The 19,341-nt window shown below is 59.7% G+C and carries 19 protein-coding genes; 4 read left to right on the top strand and 15 right to left on the bottom strand.

Translation table 11 applies throughout. The features are described from left to right. Positions 1-153 precede the first annotated feature (153 nt). The 3 genes from I8E17_RS24515 to I8E17_RS24525 all read right to left on the bottom strand — a co-directional run bounded on the left by I8E17_RS24515 (position 154) and on the right by I8E17_RS24525 (position 1,260). Positions 154-468: a plasmid stabilization protein gene (locus tag I8E17_RS24515; protein ID WP_069609960.1), complete on the bottom strand. Its 315-nt coding sequence runs from the start codon at positions 466-468 to the stop codon at positions 154-156. A gap of 38 nt (positions 469-506) precedes the next feature. Next, on the bottom strand, positions 507-716 hold the full coding sequence (locus tag I8E17_RS24520) for a hypothetical protein (protein WP_069609961.1): 210 nt from the start codon (positions 714-716) through the stop codon (positions 507-509). Between the two features lie 274 nt (positions 717-990). Next, positions 991-1,260, bottom strand: a complete 270-nt coding sequence (locus I8E17_RS24525) for a DUF2934 domain-containing protein (protein ID WP_069609962.1) — start codon at positions 1,258-1,260, stop codon at positions 991-993. Between the two features lie 334 nt (positions 1,261-1,594). Here I8E17_RS24525 and I8E17_RS24530 point away from each other — a divergent pair, with 334 nt between their 5' ends. From I8E17_RS24530 to I8E17_RS24540, 3 genes are all read left to right on the top strand, one after another. Then, a complete protein-coding gene (locus tag I8E17_RS24530) occupies positions 1,595-3,058 on the top strand; it encodes a phosphatidylserine/phosphatidylglycerophosphate/cardiolipin synthase family protein (protein WP_069609963.1) in 1,464 nt (487 codons plus the stop codon). 123 nt (positions 3,059-3,181) lie between these two features. Further along, positions 3,182-4,024, top strand: a complete 843-nt coding sequence (locus I8E17_RS24535) for an endonuclease/exonuclease/phosphatase family protein (RefSeq protein WP_069609964.1) — start codon at positions 3,182-3,184, stop codon at positions 4,022-4,024. Between the two features lie 103 nt (positions 4,025-4,127). Further along, positions 4,128-4,925 carry an NAD(P)-dependent oxidoreductase gene (locus I8E17_RS24540; RefSeq protein WP_069609965.1) on the top strand — a complete coding sequence of 266 codons (798 nt, stop codon included), beginning with the start codon at positions 4,128-4,130 and terminating at the stop codon, positions 4,923-4,925. A gap of 3 nt (positions 4,926-4,928) precedes the next feature. Here I8E17_RS24540 and I8E17_RS24545 read toward each other — a convergent pair whose 3' ends face one another. From I8E17_RS24545 to kdpF, 12 genes are all read right to left on the bottom strand, one after another. After that, positions 4,929-5,975: a sulfate/molybdate ABC transporter ATP-binding protein gene (locus tag I8E17_RS24545; protein WP_069609966.1), complete on the bottom strand. Its 1,047-nt coding sequence runs from the start codon at positions 5,973-5,975 to the stop codon at positions 4,929-4,931. A gap of 11 nt (positions 5,976-5,986) precedes the next feature. Further along, positions 5,987-6,859 carry a sulfate ABC transporter permease subunit CysW gene (gene cysW, locus I8E17_RS24550; RefSeq protein WP_113367012.1) on the bottom strand — a complete coding sequence of 291 codons (873 nt, stop codon included), beginning with the start codon at positions 6,857-6,859 and terminating at the stop codon, positions 5,987-5,989. Then, the gene (cysT, locus tag I8E17_RS24555) at positions 6,849-7,706 is read right to left on the bottom strand and encodes a sulfate ABC transporter permease subunit CysT (RefSeq protein WP_069609968.1); all 858 of its coding nucleotides are present in this window, start codon (positions 7,704-7,706) and stop codon (positions 6,849-6,851) included. Before cysT ends, cysW begins: the two co-directional genes overlap by 11 nt. A gap of 6 nt (positions 7,707-7,712) precedes the next feature. Further along, positions 7,713-8,741, bottom strand: a complete 1,029-nt coding sequence (locus I8E17_RS24560; protein ID WP_112721906.1) for a sulfate ABC transporter substrate-binding protein — start codon at positions 8,739-8,741, stop codon at positions 7,713-7,715. A 161-nt stretch (positions 8,742-8,902) separates the two neighbouring features. Beyond that, positions 8,903-9,358, bottom strand: a complete 456-nt coding sequence (locus tag I8E17_RS24565) for a PTS sugar transporter subunit IIA (RefSeq protein ID WP_113367013.1) — start codon at positions 9,356-9,358, stop codon at positions 8,903-8,905. A gap of 98 nt (positions 9,359-9,456) precedes the next feature. After that, positions 9,457-10,149 (bottom strand): response regulator transcription factor, encoded by a 693-nt coding sequence (locus I8E17_RS24570; protein ID WP_069609971.1) that lies wholly within the window; start codon positions 10,147-10,149, stop codon positions 9,457-9,459. Continuing rightward, positions 10,146-12,857 carry a sensor histidine kinase KdpD gene (locus I8E17_RS24575; protein ID WP_113367014.1) on the bottom strand — a complete coding sequence of 904 codons (2,712 nt, stop codon included), beginning with the start codon at positions 12,855-12,857 and terminating at the stop codon, positions 10,146-10,148. Before I8E17_RS24575 ends, I8E17_RS24570 begins: the two co-directional genes overlap by 4 nt. 59 nt (positions 12,858-12,916) lie before the next feature. Next, positions 12,917-13,522 carry a K(+)-transporting ATPase subunit C gene (locus I8E17_RS24580; RefSeq protein WP_069609973.1) on the bottom strand — a complete coding sequence of 202 codons (606 nt, stop codon included), beginning with the start codon at positions 13,520-13,522 and terminating at the stop codon, positions 12,917-12,919. A gap of 12 nt (positions 13,523-13,534) precedes the next feature. Beyond that, positions 13,535-15,622, bottom strand: a complete 2,088-nt coding sequence (gene kdpB / locus I8E17_RS24585; RefSeq protein WP_113367015.1) for a potassium-transporting ATPase subunit KdpB — start codon at positions 15,620-15,622, stop codon at positions 13,535-13,537. Positions 15,623-15,670: 48 nt separating this feature from the next. Continuing rightward, on the bottom strand, positions 15,671-15,832 hold the full coding sequence (locus I8E17_RS24590) for a hypothetical protein (protein ID WP_159444778.1): 162 nt from the start codon (positions 15,830-15,832) through the stop codon (positions 15,671-15,673). Between the two features lie 12 nt (positions 15,833-15,844). Then, complete coding sequence (gene kdpA / locus I8E17_RS24595) at positions 15,845-17,548, bottom strand: potassium-transporting ATPase subunit KdpA (protein ID WP_069609975.1); 1,704 nt, start codon at positions 17,546-17,548, stop codon at positions 15,845-15,847. A 27-nt stretch (positions 17,549-17,575) separates the two neighbouring features. Further along, entirely contained in the window at positions 17,576-17,665 is a 90-nt protein-coding gene (gene kdpF, locus I8E17_RS24600) for a K(+)-transporting ATPase subunit F (protein ID WP_041678183.1), read from the bottom strand. 650 nt (positions 17,666-18,315) lie between these two features. On the opposite strand from kdpF, the gene I8E17_RS24605 reads away from it, so the two are divergent. Beyond that, entirely contained in the window at positions 18,316-19,335 is a 1,020-nt protein-coding gene (locus tag I8E17_RS24605) for a LacI family DNA-binding transcriptional regulator (protein ID WP_069609977.1), read from the top strand. Positions 19,336-19,341 lie beyond the last annotated feature (6 nt).

The following is a 19,341-nucleotide window of genomic DNA, read 5'->3' on the forward strand; positions in this document are numbered from 1 at the left end:
TGATCGCCGCAAGACTGCAATTTAGCGTCGACATCGCGAAAGATAAGAGGCAATCGACGATTACAGGGGAAGACATATGCACCGGAAACCTTATGAACTTCATAGCGACGGCCGAATGGATCTCGACCATCGCATCCAGTTCTCACCGATGGCCTAGGAATGTGCGTTGTGCTCGTGGCGTTTACGCGTCGCAGCCGCCTTCTTTGCAGAGGCGGAGCGCTCCGCAGAGGGTCGCCTTGCAGCGGCGCGTCCGCCGATCCTGCCGCCCTTTTCGGACGATTCGTGGCTTTCGGAATGGCCGCGACCGGAACCTGACTTCTTGCCGCCGCCGCTTTCCTTGTTTACAGTCGCCCAGGCACGCCGCTCCGCCTCTGCATGCGAAACGCCGCGGTCTTCATAACCTTCCTCGATATGTTCGGCCTTGCGCTTCTGCTTGTCGGTATAGGCGGATTTATCTCCTCGGGGCATGATCTTTCTCCTTGCTGGGAAGGAAGAGCAACCCGTCGTCAGGAAAAAGGTTCCGAGATTTGGCCGGAAGAATTGCGATTGCCGGATAGCAGATTGCTCGGGAGCATCCAGAAGCGCCGACCATACCGCACAGCAACACGCTGCTTGGCAGAGACAGGGAAAAAGACGCCGACCGAGCGATCGATGATCAGAATGAGGACCAAGGTCGTCAGAAGATACAGCGCAGCGAGCACGAGGAGTGATGTCATCCCATCAGTTCCAATCTAGCGGCAAGCCACAAAGGCCGGTGCGCTGCGACAATCGCCGCGGCCGTCATTTCCACATCATCGATATAGCTGCCACACATTGCTGAACTCCCTTCACAATCTGTAGCATTGATGTGTGACAACTATTTCGCGGATGAGAGCCAAACCACCGAAATTATTGCGAATATTCCGCCAGCTACCATCTCGAAAAGAGAGACGGCCCGATGTTGCCATCGAGCCGCCCTCATCTCCGCCACACTCCTAAAGCTGACGCGTCCTATACCTTCGCGGCTACACCCTTCTTCGATATCTTCTTTGCTGGCTTAGCCAATTTTTCTTCGGCAACAGCCGCCGCGGCGACCGCCGTCTTGCGCTTGGCCTTGGGCTTGATGTCGATCGCGCCGCCGTCTGCTGCCGTTTTCTCAAGCGCGATGCGCTCATTGCTCGCCTGCGCCCAGTGCTCGACGTCGCGACCGGAAGGATGGCCTTCCTCTTCCCATATGGCGTATGCGCGCTTCTTGATCCATTCGTCCCGAGATTTCAACATCTGCTGTTCTCCGTTCGCATCATTGAACAAGGTTTTGATGAATGATGCCCGTTCTTGAAACGCGGGCTTTGACGCCTCCCCCGAGCAGCCAAGACACTATAGCTAGCGTTCTTCGATCTCGACTGTCGAACCGCAGTGGCGCTTCGAACCAAAAACAAAAGTTACCGTGGGGGACGGTAGCGAAGCAGCCGAAGCAATCTAAGTATGATGCTGGTCAGAACAGGGTTCAATTAAAATTATCTAATAAGATGAAGTTTCGCACCGCTATTGATGGCAGCTTGACGATCGCCTGCCCACTCATTGCAGCTTTTGCGGGCAAGGATATACTTGCATCATGATCGACCTCGTGGCTGCCCATTGGGGCCAAATTCTCGCCGTGCTTTCCATCGTGATGGGGGCGGCCGCTGCAATCCATGCAGCCATGACTAAAGAAGATGTCCGCGCCGCGATCGGCTGGGTCGGCGTCATCATCCTGTCGCCCATCATCGGTGCCGTCCTCTATGCAGTCGCCGGCATCAATCGCATCCGCCGGGCCTCCCTCAGCTCGCAGCGCGACGCGCTCTTTCGCAAGGATGCAAATGGCGAGCTCTCCAGCTTCGACGCCGATGGCGGCGAGGTGCGCCGGCGGTTCGGCGATCGTTTCGGTTCTATGAAAACGCTCGGCGACCGCGTCGTTCGCTATATGATGAGCACCGGCAACACCATCGAGATGCTGACGAACGGCGACGTTGCCTATGCCGCGATGAAGGCTGCAATCGACGGCGCCGAGCGCAGCATCCTGATGGAAACCTACATCTTCGATCGCGACCCGATCGGCCTCCGCATCGCCGATTCCCTGATTGCTGCGACCAAACGCGGTGTCAGCGTGCGTGTACTAATCGATGCTGTCGGCGCCCGTTATTCCGTGCCGAGCATTATGGGTTATCTGCGCGAAGGCGGCGTGCAGGTCGACGTCTTCAATGGCAACGTCATCATCGGTCTCCGGTTGCCCTATGCCAACCTGCGTACCCACCGAAAGATCCTCAGCATAGACGGGCGAATTGCCTTTACCGGCGGCATGAATATCCGTCAGGGCTTCACGCGCGAATTCGCGCACGAGCACAGCGCTCGCGACATGCATTTCTGCGTGACGGGACCTGCAGTCGCCGATCTCTTCAATACGGCAGCCGAGGATTGGCGCTTCACCACAGGCGAGGTCCTGAATGGCGAGGAATGGCGGATTGCCGCGCCCTCCAACGAGCCTGGAGCGCCCGTTTTCATGCGGGTCGTTGCCTCCGGCCCGGATCGCAGCGTCGAGACCAATCACAAGATGCTCATCGGCGCGCTGTCGGTGGCGCACAAATCCATCCGAATCATGTCGCCCTATTTCCTGCCGGATCGCGAGTTGATCAGTGCGCTGGTGACGGCGGCCCGGCGTGGCGTCGAGGTCGATATCGTCGTGCCGACAGCCAACAATCTGGTACTCGTCGACCGGGCCATGACGGCGCAATTCGACCAGATGCTGAAGAACTATTGCCGCATCTGGCGCGCCGAAGGCGCCTTCAACCATTCCAAGCTTTTGTCCATCGACGGTATCTGGGCCTATGTCGGCTCATCCAATCTCGATCCGCGCTCCCTGCGGCTCAATTTCGAGGTGGATCTCGAGGTACTCGATCGCGGCTTTGCCAGCACGATCGACGACCATATCGGCGCGATCCTGGAAACGGCACATCCGGTAGATCTCGAAAAGCTCAGGGCGCGGCCATTTGTCGTACGGCTTATCGAAAAGGTGCTCTGGCTTGGCTCACCCTATCTCTGACGACTGCAACGAAAGACTATCTGCCTTTGTCGCAGCCTTTTTACATGACAAGGCCAACAATCGCTTCTTATACTCGGTCTCACGTGCCCGACATGATCTGATCAAGGAACGGTCGACGGATAGATGCGAAAAAAGAAAGAAAGTCTTCGTGCGAGCATTCTGGAAAGCCTGAAGAACCGAAAGAAATCGCGCCCCAAACCGGCCGGCAGCAAGCCGGATCGCCCGGACGGCACGTTGATCGCTTCCTACAATGTCCACAAATGCGTCGGCGCCGACCGCCGCTTCGATCCGGAAAGAACGAGTCGCGTCATTCATGAAATCGATGCCGACATCATCGGCCTGCAGGAAGCCGATACGCGTTTTGGAGAACGCACGGGCATTCTCGATCTGCGCCGGCTCGAACGCGAGACGGGCCTCATCCCGGTGCCGATTTCCGGCGTCACCAAGGCGCATGGCTGGCACGGCAATGTGGTTCTTTTCAAACAGGGCACGGTTCGCGACGTGCACCAGATCAATTTGCCAGGGCTTGAGCCGCGCGGTGCCTTGATCGCCGAATTGGAATTGGCCCGTGGCGGAAGCCTCAGGATCATCGCGGCGCATCTTGGCCTGCTGCATCGCTCGCGCGCGCAGCAGACGCGTCTGATCGTCGACCTCATGAACGACGGCAGCGAGACGCCGACCATCCTGCTGGGCGATCTCAACGAATGGCGCCTTGGCGACCGCTCATCTCTCAATACCATCCAGAATGCGTTCGGACCGCTACCGCCCGCCGTACCGAGCTTTCCCTCGACACTGCCGCTTCTGGCGCTCGACCGCATCATGGCAAACCGCCGCGGCATGATCTCCGCAGTCGAAGTGCATGACTCGCCGCTGGCACGCGTGGCTTCCGATCACCTGCCCATCAAGGCCGTGGTCAGCCTCGAAGTGCTCGACATCGACGCTCGGACGCATTCGCAGACTGCCTAGACGTTATCGACATGCTTCATGTTGATCCCACCGATATATGTGATGACGGGCGGAGGACCATCTTATAGGCTCCCCGCCGAAATGACCGATCCGGGAGACAATCATGCTGAAAACTCTGTTGCTGACCGGCGCCGCCGGCGGTGTTGGCCAGGCAATCCGGCCTCTTCTGTCGCAGATCGCCGAGAACGTCCTTTTGTCAGACCTCGCGCCGATAAGCGACCTGCGCCCGAACGAGCGTTTCGCCACCTGCGATCTCGCCGACCGCAGCGGCGTCGATGCGATAGTGAAAGGCGTTGATGGTATCATCCATCTCGGGGGGATATCGGTGGAAAAGCCCTTCGATCTGATCCTGCAAGGCAATATCCTCGGCCTCTACAATCTCTATGAGGCCGCGCGCGCCGCCGGCAAGCCGCGTATCGTCTTTGCGAGCTCCAATCACACGATCGGCTTCTACCGGCGGGATGAGCGGATCGACAACAAGGTGCCGACCCGGCCTGATTCGCTCTATGGCGTCTCAAAGGTGTTCGGTGAGGCCGTCGCGAGCCTCTACTTCGACAAGTTCGGCCAGGAAACGCTTTCAGTGCGCATCGGCTCGTGCTTTCCCGAGCCGCGCAATACGCGCATGCTCGCCACGTGGTTCAGCATCGGGGACTTCGTTTCGCTTTGCGATTGCGCCTTCAACGCCCCGCGCCTCGGCCATACGATCGTCTACGGCGTCTCGGACAATGACGAACAATGGTGGGACAACAGCAACGCCGCCTTTCTTGGCTGGAAGCCGCGCGATAGCGCGGCTCCTTGGCGCGCCGAAATTCTGTCGAAAACACCCGCCGAGGATCCGAATGATCCCGCAATCGTCTATCAGGGCGGCGGCTTTGCTTCTGCCGCTCACCCAGAGGACTGATCGTCAGACACCGTTGCGAAAGAGCTTCCAGCGTGTCGGCCTGAAGGCGATGCGGTTGCGATCCAATGCATCCGCCTTGTTCGGCGGTAGTTCGATCTCGATAGGATCGTGCTCGGCACCGATGTTGATTTCAAGATGGCGAGTGCCTGCCACGCGCCTGCTGGCAACGAGCAGACCCGCGATCGCGCCGCCATCGCCGTCACGGATTTCGATATCGTGGGGTCGGAAATAGAGATAGGCTTCGCCATCGGGCTCATGTGGCGTGCTGAGTCCCAGCGGTTTGTCATCGAACCAGATCTCGCCGCTGGTGATGCGCACCTTGAGACGATTGGATTGGCCGATGAAGCCATAGACGAAGGGAGAATTCGGCGAATCGTAGATCTCGTCCGGCGTTCCGACCTGTTCGATCGCGCCCTTGTTGAGCACGACTACGCGGTCGGCGAGCTCCAGCGCCTCTTCCTGGTCATGGGTCACGAAGACGGTGGTATGGCCGGTCCGGTCGTGGATTTCCCGCAGCCACTTGCGCAGGTCCTTGCGGACCTGAGCATCGAGAGCGCCGAAGGGCTCGTCCAGAAGCAGCACGTTCGGCTCGACCGCCATGGCGCGCGCCAATGCCACGCGCTGCCGCTGGCCGCCGGAAAGCTGGGCCGGATAGCGCTTCTCCAGGCCGTTCAACTGCACCAGTTCCAACAGCTCCAGGGCACGCCGGCGAATTTCATCACGTGGCGGACGACGCGATGCCGAGCGGACTTTCAGGCCGAAAGAGATATTGTCGATCACCGTCATGTGCCGAAACAGCGCGTAGTGCTGAAACACGAAGCCGATATTGCGCTGCTGCACCGTCTTTCGCGACGCATCCTCTTCGCCGAAGAAGATCTGTCCCTCTGTCGGGGTTTCGAGACCGGCAATCAGGCGCAGCAGCGTCGTCTTGCCGGAGCCCGATGGACCAAGAAGCGCAATCAATTCGCTCGAGCGGATATCCAGCGACACGTCGTGCAATGCGGGAAAGCGACCGAATTCCTTACGCAGGTTTTGAACGCGAACTTCCATCAAGAATTCCTTCAGTGACGCCGGCTGGCTGCGATCTCTTCGCTATAGCGCATTTCCAGCAGCGTCTTCAGTATCAATGTGACAAGGGCGAGCAGGGCCAGGAGCGTGGCAACCGCGAATGCCCCCGAAAAATTATATTCGTTATAAAGAATTTCGACCTGCAGGGGCATGGTATTGGTTTCGCCGCGGATATGACCCGAAACGACCGAAACGGCTCCGAACTCACCCATGGCGCGGGCGTTGCAGAGCAGCACGCCGTAAAGCAGGCCCCATTTGATGTTCGGCAGCGTGACATGCCAGAAGGTCTGCCAGCCATTGGCCCCGAGCGAGAGCGCCGCCTCTTCGTCTGCGCTGCCCTGTTCCTGCATTAGCGGGATCAATTCGCGCGCGACGAAGGGAAAGGTGACGAACATCGTCGCCAGCACCAGCCCAGGAACCGCAAACAGGATCTGGATGCCATGGCTTTGCAGCCAAGGGCCGAGCATGCTGTTCGAATTGAACAACAGCACGAAGACCAGGCCCGATATAACCGGCGACACCGAAAAGGGCAGATCGATCAGCGTCGTCAGTAAGGCCTTGCCCTTGAATTCGAATTTGGCGATCGCCCAGGCGGCTGCAATGCCGCAGACGAGGTTCAGCGGCACGCTGATGCCGGCAACGATCAATGTCAGCCGGATCGCCGCGAAGGTTTCCTCGTCAACCAAGGCTTCGAAGAAGGTCTCCATCCCCTTGCGGAAAGCTTCGACAAAAACGGCGGCGAGAGGCAGAAGCACCATCAGCGTCAGGAACGCAAGCGAGATCAATATGAAAACGATGCGCGCAAGCCGGCTTTCGGTGATGACCGAATGACCGGTTTCGACTGATGCAGAAAGATCATGCACCATAGCCATATCTCCTTCTGCTCCACGACTGGATGAGATTGATGATCAAAAGCATGGTGAAGGAAATGAACAGCATCACCGTCGCGATCGCCGTCGCTGCGGAATAATTATATTCCTCCAGGCGAATGACGATGAGCAGCGGCGCGATTTCCGAAACATAGGGCTTGTTGCCGGCGATGAAAATGACCGATCCGTATTCGCCGGCCGCACGTGCGAATGCCAGCGCAAAGCCCGTCAGAGCGGCAGGTGCAAGGCCCGGCAGCAGCACACGGGTTATCGTCTGGAAACGTGAGGCACCAAGGGTCGCCGCCGCCTCCTCGACTTCGCGGTCGATCTCCTCCATGACCGGCTGTGCCGTGCGCACCACGAACGGCAGACCGACGAAAATCAATGCGATGACGATGCCGACCGGCGTGAAGGCGATCTTGATGCCGAGCGGCGTCAGAAACTGACCGATCCAGCCATTCGGCGCGTATAGCGTCGTCAAGGCAATGCCGGCAACCGCCGTCGGCAAGGCGAACGGCAGATCGACCATCGCATCGAGAATGCGCTTGCCCGGAAAGCGATAGCGCACCAGCACCCAGGCAAGGATGAGCCCGAGCACGGCATTGACGAGCGCGGCGATGAAGGCGCCGCCGAAGCTCATGCGCAGCGCATAGAGCGTGCGCACGTCAAGCGCGAGGGCCCAGAAATTCTGCCAGCCGAGGGCACTGCTTTTCCAGAGAAGCCCCGATAGCGGAATGAGTACTATGAAGATGAGCCAAGCCAAGGTAACGCCGAGCGCCAATCCGAATCCCGGAATGACACTCGGCTGCCGTAACCGCCACCGTTTGCGGGTTATAGAATGCATTCAGTCTTATTGCCCCGGCTTGTAGATCTGATCGAAGACGCCCCCGTCAGCGAAGAATTTCGGCTGAGCTTGAGACCATCCGCCGAAATCGTCAATGGTTGCCAGCTTCAAGGCGGGGAAACGGGCGATATCCTTGGGATCGGCCGCTTCCGGCTTGATCGGCCGGTAATAATGCTTGGCCGCGATTTTCTGACCTTCATCCGAGTACAGATAGTTCAGATAGGCTTCCGCTACCTTGCGCGTGCCCTTGGTGTCGACATTGCCATCGACGACGGCAACCGGCGGATCGGCACGGATCGAGACGGACGGGGTCACGATCTCGAATTGGTCGGGGCCCAGCTCGTCGAGCGAGAGATAGGCTTCGTTTTCCCAGGCGAGCAGGACGTCACCAAGACCGCGCTGGACGAAGGTCGTCGTCGCACCGCGCGCGCCGGTGTCCAGAACTGGAACATGCTTCAGAAGCTGCGCGACATATTCCTGTGCCTTGGCATCGTCGCCGCCATTGGCCTGCTTCGCCCATGCCCATGCCGCCAGGATATTCCAGCGGGCACCGCCCGATGTCTTCGGGTTCGGCGTGATGACTTCGACGCCGTCCTTGACCAGATCCGGCCAGTCCTTGATGCCCTTGGGATTGCCCTTGCGCACGAGGAACACGATGGTTGACGTATAGGGAACCGAATTGTTCGGGAACTTGGTCTTCCAGTCGGCCGGGATCTTGTGCGTCGCTTTGGCGATCGCGTCGATATCGCCTTCGAGGGCGAGCGTCACGACGTCGGCATCGAGACCGTCGATCACCGAGCGAGCCTGCGCGCCGGAACCGCCATGCGAAGCCTTGATGTTGATGGTTTCGCCCGTATCCTTCTTCCACTTGGCAGCAAAGGCCGTGTTGAAGTCCTTATAGAGTTCACGGGTCGGATCGTAGGAAACATTGAGAAGCGTCTTGTCCGCCGCCCAGCTCGGCGCGACGGCCGCGATTGAGAAACTGCCGATCAGAACTGCTGTGGCGAGAAGCCGAGAAAGCTTAATCGTCTGCATGGATGCACCCCCTTCGTTTGTCCTTAAACCCTATCAACTTGGTCGTATAAAGTAACGAAGGCAGTTTCCGTTTTCGGTAACTGCGGAGAACAGCATCCCATAGAATCCGCAAAAGTGAAATCACATTCCTGAATGACGCCAGACGTGCAACGGGTGCGTCGTCAGCCAATGGTGTCGGACATAAAAACGGAATAGAGTTCGTCGGCGCTCTTTGTCTGCCGCATCGCCGTCAGAACGCCTTCCGTGCGCAAACGCCTCGCGATCGCGGCAAGCACGTTCAGATAGTCGCCTCGGCCGCCCTCTCCGAACAACAGCACAAAGGCCCACTCGGTCGGTATGTCGTCGATGGCTTCGAAATCGACTGGATGTGCAAAATGCACCATCAGTCCCCGAGGCCTCGCCATGCCAGCGATGGCGGCATGCGGAACCGCAACGCCATTGCCGATCCCCGTCGTGCCCAATTTTTCGCGCGTCTCCAGCGCCCGCAGGACCACTGCCTCGTCCAGGCCAAAGCAATGGGCTGCCTTCGACGACAGCATCTGCAATGCCCGCCATTTCGTCGGAGCGGAGACGCCGACAAAGACGTGTTCGGGAAGAATGATCGTGGAAAGGTCCATGGTCGCACTCAAGGTCCGGCAATAAATTCTGAATGGCATTCATCGCCACAAGTCCGAGGCCAGATCGCCTCGATCATGGGCTCGAAATCTCCGCCGCCTCAATCAGGCTCGCGCAGCCGGTAGCCAACGCCTGTCTCGGTGGTGATATAGTGCGGCTGATCGGGAATCTCTTCGATTTTCTGCCGAAGCTGACGAACATAAACGCGCAGATACTGCACATCGGCCGCCGGCCCCCAGATCTGCTTCAGCAGGAATTGGTGCGTCAGCACCTTACCGGCATGCTGGGCGAGCACGCGCAGGATGTCGTATTCCTTCGGCGACAGCTTGATCTCCTTGCCATCGACCTTGACGATACGCTTGACGAGATCGATGGAAAGGCCGCCGGTCTGGAAAATCGCCTTCTCGCCCTGCTGCTGCAGGCGATGGCGCAGCGCCACACGGATGCGGGCAGCAAGCTCGTTGACGCCGAAAGGCTTGGTCACATAATCATCGGCACCACTCTCGAGCGCCTTGACGATGCCGGCTTCATCGGTGCGGCTTGACAGGATGACCACCGGGATCTGCACCCCATCCTCGCGCCAACCGAGCAACAGATCCTGGCCTGATTTATCCGGCAGGCCGAGATCGAGCACGATCAGATCGGGCTGGTCTTCATCGATGGACGCCTGGGCTGATGCGGCGCTCTGCGCCTCATTGACGACATAGCCCTGGGCACCGAGGCCCACGCGCAGCAATTTGCGGATAGGCGGCTCGTCATCGACAACGAGAATCTTGACGGCAGTGGTGTTCATTTCAGTTCATCCAGCTTCGGGACATCTGTTGGTTTCGGCAGGCGGATGGTGAAAACTGCCCCCTGCCGATCCGTTCTGTTGCCAGCGGCGATCGTGCCGCCCATCGCCTCGATGAAACCGCGGCAGATGGACAAGCCAAGCCCGGTTCCGGCGCGCACCTGATCGCCCTTGCGTACCCGATAGAAGGTATCAAAGACGCGTTCGAGGTCGGCAGGCGGAATGCCCGGTCCCTCGTCCATCACGCGGAAGACGATATTGTCTATATCGGCCCAGGCCTGCAGGCGGATGGCCGACCCTTCCGGCGCATATTTGGCGGCATTGTCGAGCAGGTTGAACAGCACCTGTTCGAACAAGACCGGATCGACCTTCACCATAGGCAGATCAACGGGCATCCGCACGTCGACGCGATGATGTGCCAGGATTTTTTCCGCCCGCCGCAGCGCACTGCCGACGATATCGCCGCCATAATGCAGAGCATAATTCGGCTCCATTGCACCGGACTCGATCTTGGTCATGTCAAGCAGATTGGCGATGAAGCGGTTGAGGCGTTCGGATTCGTCGATGACGGTCGACAGGAGATCGACGCGATCTTCGTGTGGCAGGGTTTCCAGATAGTCGCGCAAGGTGCCTGCCGCCCCAAGGATGGCAGCAAGCGGCGTCTTCAAATCATGCGAAATCGAGGTCAACAGAGCCGACCGCAGCCGGTCGGCCTCCACCGCCAGCTTCGCGCGGTCGACATCGGCTACCAGCTGCACGCGCTCGATGGCAAGAGCCGCCTGATCCGCCAACGCATCGAGCAACCGCTGCTGCTCCGGCGTCAGAAGCGGGCCATCGCGGCGGTCGCTATCGAGGCCGATGACGCCGACGGCGGTGCGGCCCGTGCGGAGCGGAACGTAGAGGCGCTTGGCGCCCGGTAGCGTGTCGGCGCCGCGGCCGGCGGCATGATTGTGCTCCCAGGCCCAGCGCGCCGCCGCGATATCGGCATCGTCGAGCGTATCGTCAGGCGGATAGCCCGCCTTGACGGCGATCGTGCCATGCTCCGGCAGAAGCAGCACGACCCGCAGTTTCAGCATCGACGCCAGCTGGAAGGCCGTTGCCCACAGCACATCGTCGAGCGTACCCGTGCCGGCAAGCTTCTTGGAAAAGAGATAGAGATCTTCCGTCGTTCGCGCCCGTTGCCGCGCCGCCGCCGCCTGGCGCTGCACCGTCGCCGTCAGGTTACTCGCAATGACCGCGACACCAAGGAAGAAGAAAAAGGCAAGCACGCTTTCGGGATCGCTGATCGTCAGCGTATAGCGCGGCGGCAGAAAGAAGAAATTGAAGGCGAGCGCGCCGAGAATGCAGGAATAAAGCGCCGGTCGCAGGCCCTGCGTCACCGCGCTGGCCAAGACTGCCATCAGAAAGACGAGCGCCAGGTTGCGCACGTCCAGCACCTGATCGAGGATGACGCAGAAGCCGAGCGCGATGGCAACATAGAGCGTTGCCAAAATATAGCCGCGAAGCTGAAAAGGAGGCGATGAGGGCGCCACTTTGACACCACGCCCTGCAGCCTCGCCATCCGCTTCGCTACCGGAAATGACATGGACGCTAATGTCTCCGGCTTTGCGGATGAGATCGTAGGATACGGAACGCCGCGACCAATCGCGCCAGGAACCGATTTTCGGCGAACCGATGACGATGTGGGTCACGTTGTTGCTCGCCGAATGGCGAAGCAGCTCCTCCGCCACCTCCCTGCCCGGAAGGGTAATAGCCTCGCCGCCAAGCTGCTCCGCCAGCCGAAGCGTCGCAGCAATCGTATCGCGCTGCGCCTCGCTCAAACTGATCGACCGGTTGGTCTCGACATAGACGGCTGCCCAGGGAGCCCGCAGGCGTGCGGCCATGCGCGCGGCATAGCGGACAAGCGCGGCCGAGCGTGGGTGGTGATCGATGGAAACGAGCACGCGCTCGCCAGCGGCCCAAGGTCCCTGGATCGCATGCGCCTGCATATGGGTCAGGAGCTGGTCGTCGACGCGCTGGGCGGTGCGTCGCAGCGCCAGCTCCCGCAACGCCGTCAGGTTGCCGGGCGTGAAATAATTGGTCAGCGCCCGCTCGGCCGTCTTCGATACGTAGACCTTGCCGTCGTGCAGCCGCTTGATGAGATCATCAGGGGTCAGATCGATGATCTCGACATCATCGGCCATGTCGATGATCGAATCCGGCACCGTCTCGCGCACGCGGATGCGGGTGATCTGCGAGACGACGTCGTTCAGGCTTTCGACATGCTGGATATTCAACGTCGTGTAGACATCGATCCCACGTTCCAGAAGTTCCTTGACATCCAGGTAGCGTTTGGGATGCCGACTGCCATGGGCATTGGTATGAGCAAGTTCATCGACCAGCACCAGGTCGGGGCGGCGTTTCAGGATGGCATCGAGATCCATCTCCTCGAGCGCCCTGCCCTTATAGTCGACATTGACGCGCGGAACGATCTCGAACCCTTCGAGCAGAGCCTGTGTCTCCCGACGGCCATGGGTCTCGACGACTCCGACGATGACGTCGACGCCATCGGCAATCTTCGCCCTGCCCGACATCAGCATCTCATAGGTCTTGCCGACGCCCGGTGCAGCTCCCAGGAATATCTTCAACCGACCGCGCGTCTCGGCCCGCGCCTTTTCGAGAAGCGCATCGGGAGAAGGTCTGCCCAACATATCGCGGCTGTCGTCTGCCATTCGCTGGTCGTCTTTCCTGATAAGGTTGAGACGGCAGGAACCGTCTCAACCTCTTCAATTTATTGATTCATAGAAGTATCGAGCCCCCGGTTCAATGCCAGCACATTGACCACAGGTTCCCCGAGAACGCCGAGCTCTCGCGGCTCTATGGCTGCCTCGACGAGCGACTTGACCTTGGCCTCATCCATGCCGCGAGCCTTGGCGACACGCGGCACCTGAAAATAGGCATCCTCTGGCGAGATGTGCGGATCGAGACCGCTGCCCGATGTCGTCACCATGTCGATCGGAACCGGCATGTTCGGATTCTGCGCCTGCAAGGTGGCGGCATCACCCTTGATGCGGGTAATCAGGCTTGAATTGGTCGGGCCAAGATTGGAACCGCCGGAATTGGCCGCATTGTAGGGTGCGGAAACGGATTTGGTCGGGTCGTTCGGATCGGTGCCGGTCGTGGCCGATGGACGACCGTGGAAATACTTATCCGCCGTAAAATTCTGGCCGATGAGGCTTGAGCCGATCACCTTGCCGTCCTTCTCCACCAAGCTGCCATTGGCCTGGTGGGGAAAGAGCGTCTGGGCGACACCGGTCATAGCAAGCGGATAGGCAAGGCCGGTCAGGACGGTCGTGGCAACGATCATGACGATCGCTGGTCTGATTTGTTTCAACATGAGAGAAACTCCTTAGGCGAGGCCGATGGCGGTGATCGCCATATCGATGGCCTTGATGCCAATGAAGGGAACGATGATGCCGCCGAGGCCGTAGATCAGCAGGTTGCGGCTAAGCAGCGCGCCGGCGCCGATCGGGCGATAGCGGACACCCTTCAGCGATAGCGGGATCAGCGCGACGATGATGAGTGCGTTGAAGATGATGGCCGAGAGAATGGCGCTTTGCGGCGTTGCCAGCCCCATGACGTTCAGCATCTTCAGCTGCGGATAGAAGGCGATGAACATGGCCGGGATGATGGCGAAATACTTGGCGATGTCGTTAGCGATGGAGAAGGTCGTCAGCGCACCGCGCGTCATCAGCAGCTGTTTGCCGATCTCGACGATCTCGATCAGCTTCGTCGGGTCGCTGTCGAGGTCGACCATATTGCCGGCTTCGCGGGCGGCGACCGTGCCGGTGTTCATGGCAACGCCGACATCGGCCTGGGCGAGTGCCGGCGCATCGTTCGTGCCGTCGCCGCACATGGCGACCAGTTTGCCCTGTGCCTGCTCCTGACGCATCAGTGCCAGCTTCATCTCAGGCGTTGCCTGGGCGAGGAAGTCGTCCACGCCGGCTTCGGCGGCAATGGCGGCAGCCGTCAGCGGATTGTCCCCCGTGATCATCACGGTGCGGATGCCCATGCGGCGCAGCTCCGCAAAACGCTCACGGATGCCACCCTTGACGATATCCTTGAGATGGATGACGCCGAGCAGACGGCCGTCACGAGCAACGGCAAGCGGCGTACCGCCGGCCTTGGCGATCTCGTCGGCGATCACCTGCAACTCACGCAGCGTTTCACTCGTCGTGCGCGATATTACGGCAGTGCCTTCGTGGCTGCCATTGGCAGCACCTTCGACATAGGCGACGACGGCGTCGACCGCACCCTTGCGGATCGAGGAGCCATCGAGATCGACGCCGCTCATGCGGGTCTGGGCGGTAAAGGGAACGAAGGTCGCCTTCAGGCTCGTCATGTCGCGGCCGCGGATTGCATATTTCTCCTTGGCAAGCACCACGATCGAGCGTCCCTCCGGCGTCTCGTCGGCTAGAGAGGCAAGCTGCGCGGCGTCGGCGAGGTCTTGCTCGCTGACACCACGAACGGGACGGAAGGCGGTCGCCTGACGGTTGCCAAGCGTGATCGTACCGGTCTTGTCAAGAAGCAGCGTATCTACGTCGCCGGCGGCTTCGACGGCGCGACCGGACATGGCAAGCACGTTGAAGCGCACCAGACGGTCCATGCCGGCAATGCCGATCGCCGAAAGCAATGCGCCGATCGTGGTCGGGATCAGCGTCACGAAGAGAGCAACGAGCACGACGGTCTGGATCGAACCGCCAGCATAGGCGGCGAAGCTCGGGATGGTGACGGTCGCGAGCACGAAGATCAGGGTCATGCCGGCCAGCAGGATGTTGAGCGCGATTTCGTTCGGCGTCTTCTGCCGTTCGGCACCTTCGACCAGCGCGATCATGCGATCGATGAAGGTCGACCCGGCTGCCGCCGTGATACGGACGCGAATCTCGTCCGACAGGACCTGCGTACCGCCCGTGACAGCCGAGCGGTCGCCGCCCGATTCACGGATGACAGGCGCGGATTCACCGGTAATCGCAGCTTCGTTGACCGAGGCAACGCCTTCGATGACTTCGCCATCAGACGGAATGATGTCGCCGGCTTCGACGAGAACGATATCGCCGACCTTGAGGCTGGTGCCGGGCACCATCTTGTAATCGGTGCGGCTGTTGCCGACGAGCAGTTTCGCCTGGGTTTCGGTGCGCGACTTGCGCAGCGAATCCGCCTGCGCCTTGCCGCGGCCTTCGGCGACGGCTTCGGCGAAATTGGCGAACAGCACCGTGAACCACAGCCAAATATTGATCTGCAGGGAGAAGCCGAGATTGCCGCCGCCGGTAACGAGGTCGCGCAGGAAGAGGACGGTCGTCAACACCGAAACGACGGCGACCACGAACATGACGGGGTTCTTGGCGAGGGTGCGCGGGTTCAGTTTCTTGAACGAAGCGCCGATCGCCGGAACGAGGATGCGAGAATCCAGAATACTCGCTGATTTTAACTGGCTCATAAGAGGCTCCAGCGTGAAGAGGAAAACGTCAGATCGGAACGCCGCCGATCAGCCGATTAAAAATCCGAAGACGACAAGGCCGAGGAACAGGGCAACCATCGCCAGCAAGATGGCGTCGGACGCGCAGGTTATCCCGGCTGGGCCACGCCCCCTGTCGAAGGGGCGTGGATCGATGACTTTTCTAAGCTTTCCCAGAAGCGGTTGGCTCATGACCGTCATTCCTTAGAAGGTCTGGCCTGCAATCATCGACAGATGTTCGACGATCGGACCGAGCGCCAGCGCCGGAAAGAAGGTCAGGCCGCCGACGATCAGGATCGTACCAACAAGCAGGCCGACGAAGAGCGGACCATCCGTCGGGAAGGTGCCGGCCGAGGCAGGAACCGTCTTCTTGCTGATCAGGGAACCGGCAATCGCAAGGGCCGGAACGATGACCAGGAAGCGGCCGATCAGCATGACGATACCGAGCGTAATATTGTACCAGGAAGTATTGCCCGTCAGGCCGCCGAAGGCCGAGCCGTTGTTTGCCGCGGCCGAGCTGTAGGCATAGAGGATTTCCGAGAAGCCATGCGGACCGGCATTGGCGATAGAGGCAACAGCGGAAGGCAATACAACGGAGATCGCCGTGAAGATCAGCATGCCGGCGGGCAGGCAAAGCACGGCAAGCATTGCCATCTTCACTTCCTTGGCCTCGATCTTCTTGCCGAGATATTCCGGTGTGCGCCCAACCATCAGGCCTGCAACGAAGATGGCGATGACGACGAACATCAGGATGCCGTAGAAACCGGCGCCGACGCCGCCGACGATGACTTCGCCGAGCTGCAGATTGATGAGCGGGATCAAGCCGCCGATCGCGGTGAAGCTGTCAAGCATGCCGTTGACCGCGCCGCAGGATGCCGCCGTGGTAATGACGGCGAAGAGCGAGGAGGCAGCAATGCCGAAGCGGACTTCCTTGCCTTCCATATTGCCGCCCTGGAGCCCCAGCGCATGCACAAGCGGATTGCCCGCAGCCTCAGCCCAGTAGGTGACGATCACGCCGGCGATGAACAGTGTGCCCATCGCGGCCAGGATCGCCCAGCCCTGACGCTGGCTGCCGACCATGCGGCCGAAGACGTTGGTCAGCGCCGCGCCGATGGCAAAAATCGACAGCATCTGGATGAGATTGGAGATTGCGTCCGGATTTTCGAAAGGATGCGCCGAGTTGACATTGAAGAAGCCGCCGCCATTCGTGCCGAGCATCTTGATGGCAAGCTGCGAGGCAACGGGGCCGACGGCAATCGTCTGCTGCGCGCCTTCGAGCGTCGTGGCGTTGACATAGGGTCCGAGCGTCTGCGGCACGCCGAGATAAACGTATACCAATGTCAGCACGATGCAGATCGGCAGCAGGACATAGAGCGTCGCGCGGGTCATATCGACCCAGAAATTGCCGATCGCCTTGCCCGAGGCGCGCGCGAAAGCACGGATCAGCGCAATGGCAATCGCAATGCCGGTTGCCGCTGACACGAAATTCTGCACCGTCAGGCCCGCCATCTGCACGAGGTACGACATCGTGCTTTCGCCACCGTAATTCTGCCAATTGGTATTGGTGACGAAGCTCGCTGCCGTGTTGAAGGACAGTTCCGGGCCGACTGCGGTCATGTCGGCGGGATTATATGGCAGACTGCCTTGCAGTCGCTGCAGGGCGTAAAGAACGAGGAAGCCCGCGAGGCTGAACAACAACATGGAGACGGAATAGGTCGTCCAATGCTGCTCTTCGCGCTCATCCGTGCCGGCCAAACGATAAAGCCCCCGTTCCACAGGACGGAGGACGAAGGAGAGGAAGGTGCGCTCGCCGGTAAAGACACGTGTCATGTAACCGCCGAGCGGTTTGACGAGCAGGAGAAGGATCCCGATATAAATGAGGATCTGAAGCCATCCGTTGAAGGTCATGGAGGTAACTTTCCCTATCCAGCGCTGTCAGAAGCGCTCGGGGCGAATGAGAGCATAGACCAGGTAGACGGTGAGAAAAATCGTCACGCCGCCGCCAAGAATGTAATCGAGAAGCATTGCCGTCTCTCCGACTAGAGGCTGTCGCAGGCCTTGGTATAGGCGACGCAGAGGAGGAAGAATAAAACGCCGATCCCGACAAGAAGAATGTCCATCATCGATCGCGAGTCCTTGATTGTTATTGTTGAATGCAGAAATGATGGAGAGCGCCCTTGCTCAGAGCGCCTCTTTTTCCTGCCGACCTGGAAGATCACTTGGGGAGCATCTTCCAGACGCAATATGCGACCGAACCGCATTAAGGTTCGAGACGGCGGAAAAGCGGAAGATATAAAAATCTTATAAATGCCGGTGCGAATGATGACGATCTAAAACTATGTTCATGCGCGAAGCGGATGCCCGCCCGCATTGCCAAACTCGCTCGAAGAACGAGGCATATTCCATGGGCATGCGGCAGCTATTTTATTGAATTTCCTGAATGCCCCCCACAAGACATTTAAGATGCTTCGTCGATCTCCACCACCCTCGATGATTGCATCTTATCATATGAAAAAACTCTAGCATATAAGGATTAGACATAGCCAGATATTAAGACTGCATGGATGGCGCTTGATGCGGCATTCTGACGGTGATTAAGTCCGAGGGCGAGTTTGCCTGCACTCCGACAGTCTTGCTCCCGACCATTCGACCGCAAGCCAAAGAAACGCGAGCAAGTGACGACCAGCATCAGACATATCGCCAAACTTGCGGGAACGTCCGTCTCGTCGGTCTCGCGCGTGCTGAACAATAGCGGCTACGCCTCTCCGGAACTCCGGGAGCGCGTGGAGACAGCCATTCGCACGCTCAATTACACGCCAAGCAAGGGTGCGCGGATGCTTCGCGGCGCGCCGAGCCGCATGATCGGCCTGATGCTGCCTTCCATCGACGTACCCTTCTTTGGCATCCTTGCCCACGCCATCGAGCAGGAATTGTTCCAGCGCGGTTATCAGACCTTGATTTGCAGCACCGCCGAAAACATCGAACACGAAGCGCGCTACATTTCCATGTTGCTGTCGCAACGCGTCGACGGCGTCATCGTTGCGAGCGCCTTCGGCAGCACGGAGCATTTCGAGGCGTTACGCGAGGCCCATATCCCGATCGTCGCCATCGACCGCGAGCTTCCCGGAATAGCCGGCGAGGCCGTCATGGCCGATCACGAGGAAGGCGGACGATTGATGGCCCGTCATCTGATCGAACTCGGTCATCGCGCAATCGGCATTGTCGGCGCCCCTGCCCACAGTCAACCGGTCCAGCTTCGGCTTCGCGGCATCAAGGAGGAAATGGCCGAGCGCGGCATCGCACCCGCTGCCGTCGTCATGGCCGAAGAGCATAGTTTTGCCGCCACCTATCCGCTCGCAAAGCAACTGGTCGCCTCCCGGCCTGAGATGACGGGTATCATCGGCACGACCGACATATCGGCGATTGCTACGATCCATGCCGTTCAGGATCACGGCTTTTCCGTGCCTCGCGACTATTCGGTGATCGGTTTCGACGATCTGCCGGAGGCGGCCTATGTCTTTCCGCGGCTGACGACCATCGCCCAGCCGATCCGCGGCGTCGGCGAGCAGGCAGTCCGACGACTGGAGGCCCTGATCGATGAAGACCAGGTCGATGGCGAGCCGCGAATGGACAGCCTCATCAAAGTGTCTGTCACCTTGATCCGCCGCGACTCCACCGGCCCCGTTCGCACCTAAATGCAA

It is taken from the genome of Rhizobium sp. AB2/73 (assembly GCF_020871915.1).
In the GTDB taxonomy this organism is placed as follows: domain Bacteria; phylum Pseudomonadota; class Alphaproteobacteria; order Rhizobiales; family Rhizobiaceae; genus Rhizobium; species Rhizobium dioscoreae.

What these genes read in the sequence shown, in the direction of transcription:
- I8E17_RS24515 (WP_069609960.1), bottom strand. Translation starts at nt 468, where the DNA reads ATGCCCCGAGGAGATAAATCCGCCTATACCGACAAGCAGAAGCGCAAG.
- I8E17_RS24520 (WP_069609961.1), bottom strand. Translation starts at nt 716, where the DNA reads ATGACATCACTCCTCGTGCTCGCTGCGCTGTATCTTCTGACGACCTTG.
- I8E17_RS24525 (WP_069609962.1), bottom strand. Translation starts at nt 1,260, where the DNA reads ATGTTGAAATCTCGGGACGAATGGATCAAGAAGCGCGCATACGCCATA.
- I8E17_RS24530 (WP_069609963.1), top strand. Translation starts at nt 1,595, where the DNA reads ATGATCGACCTCGTGGCTGCCCATTGGGGCCAAATTCTCGCCGTGCTT.
- I8E17_RS24535 (WP_069609964.1), top strand. Translation starts at nt 3,182, where the DNA reads ATGCGAAAAAAGAAAGAAAGTCTTCGTGCGAGCATTCTGGAAAGCCTG.
- I8E17_RS24540 (WP_069609965.1), top strand. Translation starts at nt 4,128, where the DNA reads ATGCTGAAAACTCTGTTGCTGACCGGCGCCGCCGGCGGTGTTGGCCAG.
- I8E17_RS24545 (WP_069609966.1), bottom strand. Translation starts at nt 5,975, where the DNA reads ATGGAAGTTCGCGTTCAAAACCTGCGTAAGGAATTCGGTCGCTTTCCC.
- cysW (WP_113367012.1), bottom strand. Translation starts at nt 6,859, where the DNA reads ATGGTGCATGATCTTTCTGCATCAGTCGAAACCGGTCATTCGGTCATC.
- cysT (WP_069609968.1), bottom strand. Translation starts at nt 7,706, where the DNA reads ATGCATTCTATAACCCGCAAACGGTGGCGGTTACGGCAGCCGAGTGTC.
- I8E17_RS24560 (WP_112721906.1), bottom strand. Translation starts at nt 8,741, where the DNA reads ATGCAGACGATTAAGCTTTCTCGGCTTCTCGCCACAGCAGTTCTGATC.
- I8E17_RS24565 (WP_113367013.1), bottom strand. Translation starts at nt 9,358, where the DNA reads ATGGACCTTTCCACGATCATTCTTCCCGAACACGTCTTTGTCGGCGTC.
- I8E17_RS24570 (WP_069609971.1), bottom strand. Translation starts at nt 10,149, where the DNA reads ATGAACACCACTGCCGTCAAGATTCTCGTTGTCGATGACGAGCCGCCT.
- I8E17_RS24575 (WP_113367014.1), bottom strand. Translation starts at nt 12,857, where the DNA reads ATGGCAGACGACAGCCGCGATATGTTGGGCAGACCTTCTCCCGATGCG.
- I8E17_RS24580 (WP_069609973.1), bottom strand. Translation starts at nt 13,522, where the DNA reads ATGTTGAAACAAATCAGACCAGCGATCGTCATGATCGTTGCCACGACC.
- kdpB (WP_113367015.1), bottom strand. Translation starts at nt 15,622, where the DNA reads ATGAGCCAGTTAAAATCAGCGAGTATTCTGGATTCTCGCATCCTCGTT.
- I8E17_RS24590 (WP_159444778.1), bottom strand. Translation starts at nt 15,832, where the DNA reads ATGAGCCAACCGCTTCTGGGAAAGCTTAGAAAAGTCATCGATCCACGC.
- kdpA (WP_069609975.1), bottom strand. Translation starts at nt 17,548, where the DNA reads ATGACCTTCAACGGATGGCTTCAGATCCTCATTTATATCGGGATCCTT.
- kdpF (WP_041678183.1), bottom strand. Translation starts at nt 17,665, where the DNA reads ATGCTTCTCGATTACATTCTTGGCGGCGGCGTGACGATTTTTCTCACC.